The sequence below is a fragment of the Kitasatospora sp. NPDC059827 genome, from assembly GCF_042731675.1.
Classification (GTDB): domain Bacteria; phylum Actinomycetota; class Actinomycetes; order Streptomycetales; family Streptomycetaceae; genus Kitasatospora.
In genome coordinates, this window is sequence record NZ_JBHWIV010000054.1 from 1 (window position 1) to 15,244 (window position 15,244).

The 15,244-nt window shown below is 70.9% G+C and carries 10 protein-coding genes and 1 pseudogene; 4 read left to right on the forward strand and 7 right to left on the reverse strand.

Annotated elements, in window-relative coordinates; translation table 11 throughout:
- The first annotated feature begins 725 nt into the window (after window positions 1-725).
- Window positions 726-1,754 carry a LacI family DNA-binding transcriptional regulator gene (locus ACFV8H_RS28080; protein WP_380405289.1) on the forward strand — a complete coding sequence of 343 codons (1,029 nt, stop codon included), beginning with the start codon at window positions 726-728 and terminating at the stop codon, window positions 1,752-1,754.
- A 140-nt stretch (window positions 1,755-1,894) separates the two neighbouring features.
- Here ACFV8H_RS28080 and ACFV8H_RS28085 read toward each other — a convergent pair whose 3' ends face one another.
- The 7 genes and pseudogenes from ACFV8H_RS28085 to ACFV8H_RS28115 form a co-directional block, all read right to left on the reverse strand.
- Complete coding sequence (locus ACFV8H_RS28085; RefSeq protein WP_380405292.1) at window positions 1,895-2,983, reverse strand: aldose epimerase family protein; 1,089 nt, start codon at window positions 2,981-2,983, stop codon at window positions 1,895-1,897.
- A 118-nt stretch (window positions 2,984-3,101) separates the two neighbouring features.
- Window positions 3,102-4,610, reverse strand: coding sequence for an L-arabinose isomerase (gene araA / locus ACFV8H_RS28090; protein WP_380405295.1), 1,509 nt, complete (start codon window positions 4,608-4,610; stop codon window positions 3,102-3,104).
- Window positions 4,611-4,621: 11 nt separating this feature from the next.
- Complete coding sequence (locus ACFV8H_RS28095) at window positions 4,622-5,290, reverse strand: L-ribulose-5-phosphate 4-epimerase (protein ID WP_380405298.1); 669 nt, start codon at window positions 5,288-5,290, stop codon at window positions 4,622-4,624.
- Complete coding sequence (locus ACFV8H_RS28100; RefSeq protein ID WP_380405301.1) at window positions 5,287-6,984, reverse strand: ribulokinase; 1,698 nt, start codon at window positions 6,982-6,984, stop codon at window positions 5,287-5,289. Before ACFV8H_RS28100 ends, ACFV8H_RS28095 begins: the two co-directional genes overlap by 4 nt.
- A gap of 337 nt (window positions 6,985-7,321) precedes the next feature.
- The gene (locus ACFV8H_RS28105; protein WP_380405416.1) at window positions 7,322-8,311 is read right to left on the reverse strand and encodes a LacI family DNA-binding transcriptional regulator; all 990 of its coding nucleotides are present in this window, start codon (window positions 8,309-8,311) and stop codon (window positions 7,322-7,324) included.
- Between the two features lie 276 nt (window positions 8,312-8,587).
- Complete coding sequence (locus ACFV8H_RS28110; RefSeq protein ID WP_380405304.1) at window positions 8,588-9,571, reverse strand: CehA/McbA family metallohydrolase; 984 nt, start codon at window positions 9,569-9,571, stop codon at window positions 8,588-8,590.
- A gap of 132 nt (window positions 9,572-9,703) precedes the next feature.
- A pseudogene (locus tag ACFV8H_RS28115) lies at window positions 9,704-10,600 on the reverse strand (arabinofuranosidase catalytic domain-containing protein); the annotation flags it as partial.
- Between the two features lie 444 nt (window positions 10,601-11,044).
- Between ACFV8H_RS28115 and chvE the strand changes: the two are divergent.
- The 3 genes from chvE to mmsB all read left to right on the forward strand — a co-directional run bounded on the left by chvE (window position 11,045) and on the right by mmsB (window position 15,046).
- On the forward strand, window positions 11,045-12,139 hold the full coding sequence (chvE, locus tag ACFV8H_RS28120) for a multiple monosaccharide ABC transporter substrate-binding protein (protein WP_380405307.1): 1,095 nt from the start codon (window positions 11,045-11,047) through the stop codon (window positions 12,137-12,139).
- Between the two features lie 120 nt (window positions 12,140-12,259).
- Window positions 12,260-13,807 carry a multiple monosaccharide ABC transporter ATP-binding protein gene (gene mmsA / locus ACFV8H_RS28125; RefSeq protein ID WP_380405310.1) on the forward strand — a complete coding sequence of 516 codons (1,548 nt, stop codon included), beginning with the start codon at window positions 12,260-12,262 and terminating at the stop codon, window positions 13,805-13,807.
- A gap of 3 nt (window positions 13,808-13,810) precedes the next feature.
- Window positions 13,811-15,046, forward strand: coding sequence for a multiple monosaccharide ABC transporter permease (gene mmsB / locus ACFV8H_RS28130; protein ID WP_380405313.1), 1,236 nt, complete (start codon window positions 13,811-13,813; stop codon window positions 15,044-15,046).
- Window positions 15,047-15,244 lie beyond the last annotated feature (198 nt).

Sequence of the window (15,244 nt, forward strand, 5' to 3'; positions counted from 1 at the left end):
TGCGTCGAAGTCCTGCGGGGCGGTCGACTCGGGCCGGTAGCCGACGAGTTCGTCGACGCCGAAGTCGGTGACGGGCACGGGGCTTCCTCCGGGTGCTGCGAGGGCGGGGTGGCGTACCAGGGCGGGGGTGGTGACCTCTGGGGCCGCCTCGGTTGCGGACGCCGACACGGAACTCGCTTGGGATCCCCATCGGGTGGGCTGGGCTCGGCGGTCACAAGTCGAAGCGCCTCGACGCTGACACGATCCGTACGGACCTGTCAACTACCCTGGAAAACAAAGGATTCTGCTTTTGTCCAGCCTCTTGCCCAACTGGTGACGCGTCGTTAGTCTCGCCGAAACATTCAAGCGCTTCGACGCTTCGACGGGGAGGGGCCGCACCACTGTGCGATCCGGGTGGAATCGCAGGATCAGCGATCCCCGCGGCATCGCCGCAGGGACTGCGCGGCCGACGTCGGCGCGCTCTGCCGTCACCGCCGTCACCGCGCTCTCCCACACGGTCGGCCACCGGATGGCGGTGACGGTCCTCATCCTGGTACCACTGGTGACCGTGTACCCGTTCATACAGAAGCACCCCCGCACCGGCGTCCGCACCGGCGCGATCAGGGGCTGAGCAGTCCGCACCGGGCCCCACGGGCCCCACGCACCGGAGCAGTCCCTCCCCGGGCCTCCTCCACCGTACGAACGGGAACACACCTCACCCGAACCGACACGAAGGAACCACAACGATGGTGACACTCGCCGATGTGGCCAGGCACGCCGGCGTCTCGTCCAGCACGGTCAGCTACGCCCTCAGCGGCAAGCGCCGGATCTCCGACGAGACCAGGCTCCGCATCGAGCAGGCCGTCACCGACCTCGGCTACCACCCCAACGCGGGTGCCCGCGCCCTCGCCGGCAAACGCTCCCACATCATCGCCCTGGTCGTGCCGCTCAACCCCGAAGTGCACGTGCCCACGATGATGGAGATCGCCATCGCCGCCACGGTCACCGCCCGCGAACACGGCTACGACGTCCTGCTGCTCACCAACGACGAAGGCACCCAAGGCGTCCGCCGGGTCGCCGCCACCGGACTCGCCGACGGCGTCATCCTCATGGACGTCCGCCTCGACGACGACCGCATCCCCGTCCTACGGGCCCAGGGCATCCCCGCCGCGCTCATCGGCCTGCCCGACGACCCCACCGGACTCTCCTGCGTCGACCACGACTTCGCCACCGCCGGCGCCCTGTGCGCCGACCACCTCGCCGACCTCGGCCACCACGACATCGCCTTCATCGGCTACAGCAACACCGTCTACCGACGCCACGCCGGCTACGCCCAACGCACCCTCGACGGCTTCCGCACCCACGCCGAACGACGCGGCCTGCGTTTCCTCCACCGACCCTGCGAGGGCACCTACGAGAGCACCGCCGGCACCCTCGCCCGCATCCTCGCCGACCGCCCCGACACCACCGCCTTCGTGGTCCAGAACGAAACCGCGATCGGCCCCCTCCTCAGCCTCCTGCGCGCCAACGGACGGACCGTACCGGAAGACGCCTCCGTCATCGCCATCTGCCCCGACCCGATGGCCGAACAACACTCCCCCCGCCTCACCTCCGTCACCAGCCCCCGAAAAGACCTCGGACAGATCGCCGTCGACCAGGTCATGGCACGAATCACCGCCACCGCCACCGGCAACGAACCCGAGGACCAACTCCACCTCATGGCACCAGAACTGATCATCCGCGAAAGCACCGCACCGGCCCCGCAACGCAGTTGACAGCCGCACTCTCCCCCGGCGCCCGGGAGGGTACGGGGCCTCGTCACGCACTGAACACCGAGGGGGCGGTGGGCCCACCGGGCTCACCGCCCCCTCACCTGCCGTCCGCTGCTCGGTGGCTCGGCTACTCGGCTACTCGGCTACTCGGCCGAGAAGCAGTACACCGTCATCGAACGGAACTCCTCCCCCGGGCGCAGGACGGTGGAGGGGTACTCGGGGCGGTTGGGCGAGTCCGGGAAGTGCTGGGTCTCCAGCGCCACGCCCGCGTACGCGTGGTACGGGCGGCCGGACGGGCCGCTCAGCGTGCCGTCGAAGTGGTTGCCGGTGTAGACCTGCAGCCCCGGTTCCGTCGTCAGGCACTCGACCCGCCGACCACTGGCCGGATGGCTCAGGGCGGCGACCCGCCGGAACCCGTTCCCGTCCAGCACCCAGTTGTGGTCGAAGCCGGCTCCGGCCCGGCGGATCTGGTGGTCCCCGTCGACGACGCGGTCCCCGATCCGGCCGGCCTCGCGCAGGTCGAAGGGCGTGCCCAGGACGCCCGCGACGGGCCCGATCGGGATCAGCTCGGCATCCACCGGGAGGTAGCCGCGGGCTTCGACGCGCAGCAGGTGGTCGAGCACCGTGCCGCTGCCCTCACCGGCCAGGTTGAAGTAGGTGTGGTTGGTGAGGTTGACCACCGTCGGCGCGTCCGTGGTCGCCCGGTAGCCGATCCACAGCCGGCCGGCCGGGTCGAGCAGGTACGTCACCTCGGCGGTGAGCGCCCCCGGGAACCCCTGGTCGCCGTCGGGGCTGCGCAGACGCAGCCGCACTCCGGCCCGTCGGCCCTCCCGGACGGGCACGCCGTCCCAGAGCCGGGTGGCGAATCCGTCCCGTCCGCCGTGCAGGGTGTGGCCGGTCGACTGGGTGGTGAGCCGGTGCACCGTACCGTCCAGCGGCAGCGCTCCGTCGGCGATCCGGTTGGCGTAGCGGCCGACCGTCGCACCGAAGTACGCGCCCTCCCCGAGCAGGTCACCCACCCGCTCGCAGCCGAGGACGACGTTCGCCCGCCGTCCGTCCCGGTCCGGCACGTGCAGGGCCTGGAGCCGGGCGCCCAGGTTGAGCACCTCCGCCCGCACGCCCGACGGCGAGCCGATGGTCCAGCGGGTGACGGACCGCCCGTCCGGCAGGGTCGCGGCGCCTCCCTGGGAGACCGTCAGGTCACCCGGGGACACGAGTGCGTCGTTCGGCACGGGATTGCTCCGTTTCTTCCCGGGACTGCGGGAAAGCGGCGACGCCCGCCCGTGCAGGCGGGCGGGCGTCGGACGTCCGGTGGTGCGGGTGTGGTGCGGATGGCGCTCGTCGTGGGGCTCAGAACCCCTGGGCCAGACGGTGGTAGGCCTGGTTCCAGCGCAGTTCCTTGGTGAACCGGCGGATGGTGGTGTCGTCGTCGATCACCAGCAGCTCCACGGCGAGCATCTCGGCGAGGTCCTCCAGTTCCTCGGCGCCGACCGCGCTGGAGAGCACGGTGTGGTGCGGTGCACCGGCAGTCAGCCAGGCTTCGGTGGAGGTGCGCAGGTCCGGGCGCGGCTTCCAGACCGCGCGGGCGACCGGCAGGTGGGGCAGCGGCTCCGGCGGTGCGACCACGTCCACCTCGTTGGCGACCAGCCGGAAGCGGTCGCCGAGGTCGGCGAGGCCGACCACGACCGCCGGACCGGGCTCGGCGTCGAAGACCAGGCGGACCGGGTCCTCACGCCCTCCGATGGACAGCGGGTGGATCTCGCAGGACGGGGTGCCGGCGGCGATGCTCGGGCAGACCTCCAGCATGTGCGCGCCGAGGATCAGCTCACGGCCGGACTCCAGGTGGTAGGTGTAGTCCTCCATGAAGGAGGTGCCGCCGGCGAGGCCCGCGGAGGTCACCTTGAGGGTGCGCAGCAGGGTGGAGGTCTTCCAGTCGCCCTCGCCGCCGAAGCCGTAGCCGTCGGCCATCAGCCGCTGCACCGCGAGGCCGGGGAGCTGGCGGAGCCCGCCGAGGTCCTCGAAATTGGTGGTGAAGGCCTTGAAGCCGCCCTGCTCCAGGAAGCCGCGAAGACCGAGCTCGATCCGGGCCGCGTAGCGCAGCGACTCGTGCTGCTCCCCACCGGCCCGAAGCGCCTGGACGAGACGGTAGCTGTCCTCGTACTCCTTGACCAGCGCGGTGACGTCGTTCTCGTCCGCGGCGTCCACGGCGACGACGAGGTCGTTGACGCCGTAGGTGTTGACGGAGACGCCGAAGCGGAGCTGGGCCTCGACCTTGTCGCCCTCGGTGACGGCGACATCGCGCATGTTGTCGCCGAAGCGGGCGAGCTTGAGGCTGCGCAGCTCGGCGCGGCCGGCGGCGGCGCGGGCCCAGGCGCCGACCCGGGCGGAGACGGCGGGGTCGGTGACGTGCCCGGCGACGGTCTTGCGCGGCACGCCGAGGCGGGACTGGATGAAGCCGAACTCGCGGTCGCCGTGGGCGGCCTGGTTCAGGTTCATGAAGTCCATGTCGATGGACTGCCAGGGCAGGTCGACGTTGGCCTGGGTGTGCAGGTGGAGCAGCGGCTTCTGCAGGGCGTCGAGCCCCGCGATCCACATCTTCGCCGGGGAGAAGGTGTGCATCCAGGCGATCAGGCCGATGCAGTCGTCCGCGGAGTTGGCCTCCAGGCAGATCCGGCGGATGGCGCCCGCGTCCGTCAGGACGGGCTTCCAGACCACCTCGACCGGCACTGCCGACGCACGGTTCAGGGCTTCGGCGATCTGCTGGGACTGCTCCGCGACCTGGCGCAGCGTGTCCTCGCCGTAGAGCCCTTGGCTGCCGGTCAGGAACCAGACCTGGCGGCCTTCGAGTGGCTTGGTCATGGGTGGGCTCCTTACCGGGCCTGAGGCTGGCCGTAGACGTTCTGGTAGCGGAAGTTGAGGCTGTCGATGTCCGCCTGGGCGATCGGCAGCGGCTCGCCGAGCTGGCGGGAGAGGTGGACGGTGCGGGCCACGTCCTCGCACATCACGGCGGCCTTGACGGCGGCCTTGGCGTCCTTGCCGATGGTGAAGACGCCGTGGTTCTGCATCAGGACGGCGGGCGAGCGGTGGCCCCGGAGGGTGTCCACGATGCCGCGGCCGATCGAGTCGTCGCCGATCAGGGCGAACGGGCCGATCGGGATCTCCGCGCCGAACTCGTCGGCCATCGCGGTGAGGACGCACGGGACGGCCTCGCCGCGGGCCGCCCAGGCACAGGCGAAGGTGGAGTGGGTGTGGACCACTCCACCGACCTCGGGCAGGTGGCGGTAGACGTAGGCGTGCGCGGCGGTGTCGGAGGACGGGGCGTGCTCGCCCTCGACCACGTTGCCGTCCAGGTCGCAGAGGATCATGTTCTCCGGCGACAGGTCGTCGTAGGAGACGCCGCTGGGCTTGATGACCAGCAGGTCCTCGCCGGGGACGCGGGCGGACACGTTTCCGGCGGTCCAGACCACCAGGTTGTAGCGGACCAGTTCGCCGTGGAGGTCGTTGACCTGGCGGCGGATGAGGTCGATGGTCGCGTTCACAGGGCCTCGCTCGGGGTGGTGAGGGCGGCGTTGCGGATGTCGCGCAGGCGGTGCAGCAGCTTGTCGGCGCCCCGGCCGAAGTGGTCGTGCAGGGCCCGGTATTCGGCGAAGAGGCGGTCGTAGGCGTCGGCGTCTGCCGGATCGGGCCGGTAGGCGTCCTTCTGCACCCGGCCCATCGCGGCGGACGCGGTCCGGACGTCCGGGTAGGCCCCGGCGGCGACGGCGGCGTGGATCGCCGAGCCGAGCGCCGGGCCCTGCTCCGAGTCGGCGACCGAGACCGGGCGGCGCAGTACGTCGGCGTAGATCTGCATCAGCAGGGCGTTCTTCTTGAGGCCACCGGTGACGATGAACTCGGTGACCGGGACCCCGCCCTGTTCCAGGGCCTCGACGATGACGCGGGTGCCGAAGGCGGTGGCCTCCAGCAGCGCCCGGTAGACCTCCTCGGGGCGGGTGGCCAGGGTGAGCCCGACGATCACTCCGGAGAGGTGGTGGTCGACCAGGGTGGAGCGGTTGCCGTTCATCCAGTCGAGCGCCACCAGGCCGTGTCCGCCGACGGGTTGGGCGGCGGCCTTGCGGGTGAGCAGCTGGTGCAGGTCCTCGCCGTTCCACTCGGCCTCGGCCAGGTAGTCGGCGGGCACGCCCTGGCGCAGCCACCAGGCGAAGATGTCGCCGACGGCACTCTGGCCGGCCTCGTAGCCGTAGGAGCCGGTGACGATGCCGTCCTGGACCACGCCGCAGATGCCGGGGACGTCGGCGAGGGTCGCGCCGTTGACCACGTGGCAGGTGGAGGTGCCCATGATGGCGAGGAGTTGGCCGTCGTCGACGGCCCGGGCGGCCGGGGCTGCCACGTGGGCGTCGACGTTGCCGGCGGCGACGGCGGTGCCGACCGGGAGTCCGGTCCACTCCGCCGCCCGGGCGGTGAGCGAGCCCACCCGGGTGCCCAGTGGGGACAGCGGGTGGTCCAGGCGGGTGCGGGCGAAGTCGGCGAAGTCCGGGTGGAGCGCGGCGAGGTAGTCCTCGGTCGGGTAACTCCCGTCCTGGTGGATGCCCTTGTAACCGGCGGTGCAGGTGTTACGGCTCTCGGTGCCGGTCAGCTGCCAGACGATCCAGTCGGCGGCCTCGATCCAGCGCTCGCAGGCGCCGTAGACGGCGGGGTCCTCCTCCAGCACCTGCAGCGCCTTGGCGTACTGCCACTCGGCGGAGATCCGGCCGCCATAACGTGAGATCCACTTCTCGCCGCGGGCGTGGGCCAGTTCGTTGATGCGGTCGGCCTGGGGCTGCGCGGCGTGGTGCTTCCAGAGCTTGGGCCAGGCGTGCGGGCGGGCGGCCCACTGCGGCGTCTCGGCCAGCGGGGTGCCGTCGGCGAGCGCTGGAAGGACGGTGCAGGCGGTGAAGTCGGTCGCGATGCCGATGACCCGGGCGGGGTCGACGCCGGCGTCGGCGAGCGCGGCCGGGACGGCGATGCGCAGCACCTCGCGCCAGTCCGCCGGGTGCTGCAGCGCCCAGTCGGGCGGGAGCGGGCGGCCGGTGCCGGGCAGTTCGTGCTCGATGACGGCGTGCGGGTAGTCGTGGACGGCGGTGCCCATCTCCTCGCCGTCCCGGACCCGGACCACCACCGCGCGGCCGGACAGGGTGCCGAAGTCGACGCCGACGACGTACTGGTCGGAGTCGTGGGCGGCAGGGGTCACTGTCACGTGGTCATCCTTCGTACGGGAAGCCTGGGTTGTGGGCTGTCGCCGGTGCGGTCCTCGACCGGGGCAGGGCGGGCCGCACCGACGACAGTCTCCGTTCCGCCGCCCCACCCTCGGGAGGCAGCGGAACGCGAAGCCGTCGGCCGGGCTCACGGAAGCGGGATGCAGTGGCCCGGCCGACGGAGTGGAAGAAGCGCTGTTGTTAACGCTCACAGAGATTGTTAGCGCTAACAAACTGCATGTCAAGGGAGGTGGACAGGACGGAGCCGAAGAGCCGGACAGGCACTGGCCGGCCGGTACCCGCCTGGTGCGCGGCCACCGGCGCACCGGCGCACCGGGCTCAACGACGGGCGGACGGCCCCACGCTGCGCCGCAGCACCAGTTCCGGGGAGACCTGCACCTGGGCCGGAGGGGATGCGGCACCCTCCAGCTCTCCGACGAGCAGCTCCAAGGCCCGTCTGCCGAGCTCGCCGAAGTCCTGCCGCACCGTGGTCAGCGGCGGGGTGAAGTAGGCGGCCTCCGGAATGTCGTCGAAGCCGATCACGCTGATCTCCTGCGGGACGTGCCGACCTGCCTCGTGGAAGGCCCGCAGCAGGCCGAGAGCCATGTGGTCGTTGGCACAGAAGACGGCAGTGACGTCGCGCAGCCGGGCGATCCGAAGCCCCGCCTGGTAGCCCGAGCGGGCGCTCCAGTCGCCCCGCTCCACCTCCGGCACGGGGGCCCCGGCCGCCTGCAGCGCGAGGCGCCAGCCCTCCTCCCGGTCCTGGCTCTCCAGCCAGTTGGCCGGCCCCGCCAGGTGGTGCACGGTGCGGTGGCCCAGGTCCAGCAGGTACCTGGTCGCCTCTCCCGCACCGTAGCGATTGCCCACCGAGACCATGGGCACCCGGGTCTGGTCGCCCGAACCGACCGCGACCAGCGGCACCGAGCTGGAGAGCCGGGACACCGCGCTGACCGCGGAGGTCTGCGGCGCGATCACCACGACGCCCTCCACCCCTTGGTCACGCAGCCGGTCGACGGCTTCCTGGACCGAACGGCCGTCCAGGGAGCGCAGACTGGTCACGCTCACGAAGTACCCGGCGCTGCGCGCGGCCCGCTCGATACCGTCCAGCATCGAGGCAGGGCCGTAGAGGGTCGAGTCGAAGCTGACCACCCCGAGGGTCTGCGACCGACGGGTCACCAGGGCCCGGGCGGCGGAGTTGGGCCGGTAGTCCAGCTCCCGTATCGCGGCCAGCACCCGGTCCCGGGTGTCGGGCCGCACGTGCGGAGCCCCGTTGAGCACCCGGGACACCGTCTGGTGGGAGACACCCGCCAGTTTCGCCACGTCCGCCATCACGGGCTGGCGCTGTTCCGCCCCGGTGCTGTCGGTTCCCACTCGTCGTCCCCTCCTAGGCTGTGGACCACAGTACGCGACCAGGTCCAGGCCAATCCGTCACCCTCGGTTCAACCGTGGTTTCTCTTCATACCAGTCCCTCAGGGCGCTGACATGTGCCAATACCGCCAAGTTAACGCTCACGCCTCATCCGCGGGGGTACTTGCCCGCTTCGTCCGCCCGCTCCCGGTCGGCGACCGCGTCCGGCGAGCGGTCCGGTACGCAGCGCATTCCGGATCACCGACGCGGTTCGAGGAGGACCGGGTTGGTGAGGGCCGCCACGGCGCCTTCGGCGTCACGGACCTCGGCACGGGCGAAGAGCGCCTGCGTCGCTTCCGCCGCCCCGACCCGCCACTCGACGGTGTCCGCGTCGGTGCGGGGCAGTGCGGCCTCGCGCACCCGGCCCTTCGCGGTGTGCAGGCTCACCGTGCCGGCGGGCACGCCCTGCGGCTCGGCCCGTACGACGACGCCCGACTCGTCGCCGACCGTCAGCGCTTCACCGATCCCGGCCCCCCGGCCACCGCCGATGAGCGTGAAGGACAGCTCGACGGCGCTCCCCGCGGCGATCCGGCTGCGGCCCGCCCGGAGTCCGGCGAGGATCGCCGCCCGCTCCGGCCCGTCCGCCAGGACGACGGTGCGCGGGATCCCGATCCGGCCCGCGAGGTGGGTGTCGCTGCTCCCGGTCGCGGGCCGCCACCGCCGGCCCCTCCGGAGGTCGGCGGTCAGGCTCCGCGCCCACTGTGCCGGCGCCGCCTCGTTGTCCGCCTGCCAGGGCAGCTCCGAACGCCACGGCCCGTTCCACACCTCGACCAGGTCGAACCCGCGGTACGGGCACCGGAAGGTGCCCGATCCGTACGGCGCGAACGGATGCGCGGCCACGCACAGCCCGCCGCCCCCGCGGACCTCCGCCGGCCGCCGGTCGGTCGCGCCGTCCGCGGCGCCGTAGCGCCGGTCGACCACCTGCCCCGGCCGGAGCCCGAGGGCGAGCCAGTGCCCGTCCCGAGTGGGCACCTCCTGACCCGGTACCACCAGCAGGTCGCGGTCCACTCCCCGCTTCCAACCAGCCTGCAGACAGCAGGAGTTGCGCTCGGTGACGACGCTGGAGTCGAGCACCGCCCCGCGTGCGGCGGCCAGCAGCTGTTCCGGCGTCATCTCCCCTCCGTTCGAGGCGGCGGAGTGCGCGTGGCAGTCGCCCTGGTACCAGCCCGTTCCCTCGTTCATGGCCTTCCCGGCAGCCTAAGGCCGTGTCGTTCGGATCACGCCTGGCGAACGTGATCCGAAGGACACGCCCTGGGCCCCGGCTCCGCGTGCTCGCGGAACCGGGGCCGGAGTCGGGGCCGACCCGGGTGAGCGCTACCCGAGGGCCCACTTCTGGTTGTCGCCGCCCCAGCAGCTCCACAGCTGGACGGGTGTGGCGTCGGCGGTGAGCGCCCCCGCGACGTCCAGGCAGCGGCCGGACTGGACGCCGGTGACGCTGCCGTCGGAGTCGACCTGCCACTGCTGGTTGGCCCCGCCGTTGCACGGCCAGGCCACCACCTTGGTGCCGTCGGCCGTCCCGCCGCCGTACGCGTCCAGGCACAGCGTGCTGCCGGAGATGTCCACGGTGAGCTGTCCACCGGCGGTGCGGGTCCAGGTCTGGTTCGCCGCGCCGGAGCAGCTGTAGATCTGCGCCTGCACCCCCGGCGTGGTGGAGGCGCCCGGGACGTCCAGGCACTTGCCCGAACCGGTGCCCCGCAGCACTCCCGTGCCGACCGCCGGGGAGTTGGCGTACCCGGCGGCAACGACGTTGGCCTGGACGGCGTTCTCGGTGGCCTCCGAGGGGTAGCCGGAGGTCATCACGCCTTCGTAGAAGGTGCCGCGGGCGCCCTTGCTGTTGTCACCGCCGATGCCGAGGATGATCGCTCCCTCCTTGTGCATCGGGTTGTAGCCCGAGGCGTTCGGGCGCGGCCCGGAATAGAAGGTCGACAGCCCGCCGGACTGGGCGTCGCCCGCGCGGATCGCCCACTGGTTCGGCGCGCCCTTGACCATGGCCGTCAGGTAACGGTGGTTCACCGTCGGGTCGTTGGCGTTGTAGCGGGTGTCGGCCCCGGAGAACAGGCCGTTCTCCAGGTCGGCCATCACCCAGGGGCCCGGCCCGGAGCCGTAGCCCCAGACCTTGATGTTGCCGAAGTAGATCGCCTCCATGTGGCCGTTGCCGGTGTCGTTGCTGCTGGTCTCGGCGTTGCCGTAGTCGAAGCAGCAGCCGCCGTTTGTGCCTCCGATCGAGCCGCGTGCTTCCCAGCCCGTCGGCCCGACCCTCGACGCCTACGGGCCCGACTCCGGCCGGCGGCGCCCCCTGACCGACAGATGCCCGCTCCCCGATCGCCGACGGGGGACGACGCCGCGCATTCCCATCCATAATGACCACTCGATGCGCACCTCACGTTCACTCACCACCTCCCTGGGCACCTCCCGGCCGAGGGGGCGCGCACCTGCGGAGCGGTCGTTGGCGGATCGCGATCCAACAGTGATCTAACCCCCCTTGACGCCATCGTTGTTAGCGTTAACACTTCATGTCACGCCAGGCCAGAGCTACCACCACCCCGACGCACCACAGCGTGCAGGACCGCTCCGGTCGGCGCCGCTCGACCGCTCCCAGTCGCCCAGTCAGGGGTGCGCTGCTCCGGTCGCGGACCATCACCATGGAGGAAACACGTGCGGAAGCTTTCAGCGGGTCTCGTCGCGGCCGGCCTGACGCTCTCGTTGGCGGCCTGCGGCCAGAGCTCCAACGGAGTCGGCGACGGGGCGGCCAAGGGCGACGCCAAGGGCGGACTCGTCGGCATCGCGATGCCGACCAAGTCGTCGGAGCGCTGGATCAACGACGGCAACAACATGGTCAAGGACTTCCAGGCCAAGGGCTACAAGACCGACCTGCAGTACGGCGACAACGTGGTGGAGAACCAGGTCTCCCAGGTGGAGAACATGATCACCAAGGGCGCCAAGCTGCTGGTGATCGCCGCCATCGACGGCTCCTCCCTCACCAACGTGCTGCAGAAGGCCGCCGACGCGCACATCCCGGTGATCTCGTACGACCGGCTGATCCGCGGCACCCAGAACGTCGACTACTACGCGACCTTCGACAACCAGAAGGTCGGTGTCCTCCAGGGCAGCTACATCGTCGACAAGCTCGGCCTCAAGGACGGCAAGGGCCCGTTCAACATCGAGCTCTTCGCCGGCTCGCCGGACGACAACAACGCGACCTTCTTCTTCAACGGCGCGATGAGCGTCCTCAAGCCGTACATCGACCAGAAGAAGCTGGTCGTGCAGAGCGGCCAGACCGACTTCAACCAGGTCGCCACCCTGCGCTGGGACGGCGGTGTCGCCCAGTCCCGGATGGACAACCTGCTGAGCAAGGCCTACACCAGCGCCCACGTCGACGCCGTGCTCTCGCCCTACGACGGCATCTCGATCGGCATCCTGTCCTCGCTCAAGGGCGTCGGCTACGGCACCGCCAAGTCCCTGCCCGTCGTCACGGGCCAGGACGGCGAGCTGGCCTCGGTGAAGTCGATCATCGCGGGCGAGCAGACCCAGACCGTCTACAAGGACACCCGGCAGCTCTCCAAGGCCGCCGTCCAGATGGGCGACGCGCTGCTGACCGGCGGCAAGCCCGAGGTCAACGACACCACCCAGTACAACAACGGCGTGAAGGTCGTTCCGGCCCAGCTGCTCCAGCCGGTCAGCGTCGACAAGGACAACTACCAGAAGGTCCTGGTCGACAGCGGCCAGTACACCGCGGACCAGCTCAAGTAGCCCGTGGGGCCCGCTCGACGGGCCCCGTGCCGAACCGGCGGTGCGGCGGGCACCCGGGCGCGACCCCGGTGCCCGACCGATCCCCCACCGCACCGCCCCGAACGATACGGACGCAGAACCATGGCTGGACCCGTTCTCGAAATGCGGTCGATCAGCAAGACGTTCCCCGGCGTCAAGGCACTCTCCGAGGTCAACCTGAGCGTGGCCGCCGGAGAGGTGCACGCCATCTGCGGCGAGAACGGCGCCGGCAAGTCCACCCTGATGAAGGTGCTCAGCGGGGTGTACCCGCACGGAAGCTACGAGGGCGAGATCCTCTTCGAGGGCGAGCCCTGCCGCTTCAAGGACATCCGGGCCAGCGAGCAGCGCGGCATCGTCATCATCCACCAGGAACTCGCCCTGGTGCCCTACCTGTCCATCGCCGAGAACGTCTTCCTCGGCAACGAGCACGCCACCCGGGGCATCATCAGCTGGCACCGGACGCTCACCCACGCCGCCGAACTGCTCCGGCAGGTCGGCCTGGAGGAGAGCCCGCACACCAGGATCGCCGACCTCGGCGTGGGCAAGCAGCAACTGGTCGAGATCGCCAAGGCGCTGGCCAAGAAGGTCAAGCTGCTCATCCTGGACGAGCCGACCGCCGCGCTGAACGACGAGGACAGCCGCAAGCTCCTCGACCTGATCCTGGAGCTCAAGGCGCAGGGCATCTCCTGCATCATCATCTCGCACAAGCTGAACGAGATCGCCCGGGTCGCCGACGCCGTCACCATCCTGCGCGACGGGCGGACCATCGAGACCATCGCGATCGGTCCGGAGGGCATCTCCGAGGACCGGATCATCCGCGGCATGGTCGGCCGGGACCTGGAGCACCGCTACCCCGAGCGCACCCCGGAAATCGGCGAGGTCGCCTTCGAGATCGCGGACTGGACCGTCCAGCACCCGATCGACCAGCAGCGCACCGTGGTGGACGGCGCCTCCCTGAACGTGCGGCGCGGCGAGATCGTCGGCGTCGCCGGCCTGATGGGCGCCGGCCGCACCGAGCTCGCGATGAGCGTCTTCGGCCGCTCGTACGGGCGTTGGAGCGGCGGGCGGGTACTGCTGCACGGCGAGGAGATCCGCACCCGGACGGTGCCGGAGGCGATCGGGCACGGCATCGCGTACGTCACCGAGGACCGCAAGCACTTCGGCCTCAACCTGATCGACGACATCAGCCGGAACATCTCGCTGAGCGCGCTCGGCAAGGTCGCCCGGTACGGCCGGGTCGACCGGCACGCGGAGAGCCAGGTCGCCGAGTCGTTCCGGCGCACCATGAACATCAAGGCTCCGACGGTGTTCACCCGGACCGGCACGCTCAGCGGCGGCAACCAGCAGAAGGTCGTCCTCAGCAAGTGGATCTTCGCCGAGCCGGAGGTGCTGATCCTCGACGAGCCCACCCGGGGCATCGACGTCGGCGCCAAGGCGGAGATCTACACCGTCATCGCCGAACTGGCCGCCCAGGGCAAGGCCGTACTCGTCATCTCGTCCGAACTCCCCGAACTCCTGGGCCTGTGCGACCGGATCTACACCATGGCCGAAGGCCGGATCACCGGCGAGGTCGCCCGCGCCGACGCCACCCAGGAATCCCTCATGCGGCTCATGACCATGAGCGCCGCATCCAGCAACGAGCAGGTGTGAGGCATGGCCCAGACCGAGATCATCCCGGACTCCGCCCAGAACGGCCCCGAGCCCGGCGCGAGCCCGTCCGTCGGCGCCGCGCTGGCCCGTGCGCTGCGCGGCAACGTGCGCCAGTACGGCATGCTGGTCGCCCTCGCGCTGATCGTGCTGCTGTTCCAGATCTGGACCGACGGCATCCTGCTCCAACCGCTCAACATCACCAACCTGATCCAGCAGAACAGCTACATCCTCATCCTGGCGATCGGCATGATGATCGTCATCATCGCCGGGCACATCGACCTCTCGGTCGGCTCGCTGGCCGCCTTCGTCGGGTCCGCCGCCGCGGTGATGATGGTCGAGCACCATGTGTCGTGGCCCGTCGCGGCCCTGGCCGCGCTGGTGATCGGCGCCCTGGCCGGCGCCTGGCAGGGCTTCTGGATCGCCTACCTCGGGATCCCGTCCTTCATCGTCACCCTGGCGGGCATGCTGCTGTTCCGCGGGGCCACCCAGATCCTGCTGCAGGGCCAGTCGGTGGCGCCGTTCCCCAAGGGCTTCCAGAGCATCAGCAGCGGCTTCCTGCCCGAGGTCGGCCCGCACACCAACTACCACAACCTCACCCTGCTGATCGGTCTCGCGGTGCTGGCCGTCGCGGTCGTCCAGGAGCTGCGCGGCCGACGGCAGACCGCCTCGTACGGGCTGGAGGTGCTCCCGCTCGGGCTGTTCCTGGTCAAGCTCGCCGTGATCACGGCGGCCGTGCTGGTGTTCACCCTGCTGCTGGCCAGCTACCACGGCGTGCCGATCGTCCTGCTGATCCTCGGCGCCCTGCTGGTCGGCTTCGGCTACCTGATGCGCAACTCGATCATCGGCCGGCACACCTACGCCATCGGCGGCAACGAGCCGGCGGCCAAGCTGTCCGGGGTGAAGAGCAAGCGGGTCGTCTTCCTCGCCTTCACCAACATGGGCGTCCTCGCGGCACTCGCCGGGCTGGTCTTCGCCGCACGGCTCAACGCCGGCACCCCGCAGGCCGGCATCAACTTCGAGCTGGAGGCGATCGCCGCCGCCTTCATCGGCGGCGCCTCCGCCAGCGGCGGCGTGGGCACCGTGCTGGGCGCGATCATCGGCGGCCTGGTGCTCGGCGTGCTGAACAACGGCATGTCGCTGGTCGGCGTCGGCACCGACTACCAGCAGGTGATCAAGGGCCTGGTGCTGCTCGCAGCGGTGGGCTTCGACGTCTACAACAAGCGCCGGGCCGGTTCCTGACCCGGTCCGGGGGCGAACGGACGGGTGCGGTGCCCCACACCGCGCCCGTCCTGCCACGTCTCCGCAACGTGGCAGGAACGTGGCAGGAACGTGGCGGGAACGCGGCCGTACGGGCGCCGGTGCAGACCGGCGCCGGATCCGCGCGGCCCTGGACCGGCTCGCCGGCTTCTTGGCCGAACGGCGGGCCCTGCTGGTGCT

What these genes read in the sequence shown, in the direction of transcription:
- ACFV8H_RS28080 (WP_380405289.1), top strand. Translation starts at nt 726, where the DNA reads ATGGTGACACTCGCCGATGTGGCCAGGCACGCCGGCGTCTCGTCCAGC.
- araA (WP_380405295.1), bottom strand. Translation starts at nt 4,610, where the DNA reads ATGACCAAGCCACTCGAAGGCCGCCAGGTCTGGTTCCTGACCGGCAGC.
- ACFV8H_RS28105 (WP_380405416.1), bottom strand. Translation starts at nt 8,311, where the DNA reads ATGGCGGACGTGGCGAAACTGGCGGGTGTCTCCCACCAGACGGTGTCC.
- ACFV8H_RS28110 (WP_380405304.1), bottom strand. Translation starts at nt 9,571, where the DNA reads ATGAACGAGGGAACGGGCTGGTACCAGGGCGACTGCCACGCGCACTCC.
- mmsA (WP_380405310.1), top strand. Translation starts at nt 12,260, where the DNA reads ATGGCTGGACCCGTTCTCGAAATGCGGTCGATCAGCAAGACGTTCCCC.
- mmsB (WP_380405313.1), top strand. Translation starts at nt 13,811, where the DNA reads ATGGCCCAGACCGAGATCATCCCGGACTCCGCCCAGAACGGCCCCGAG.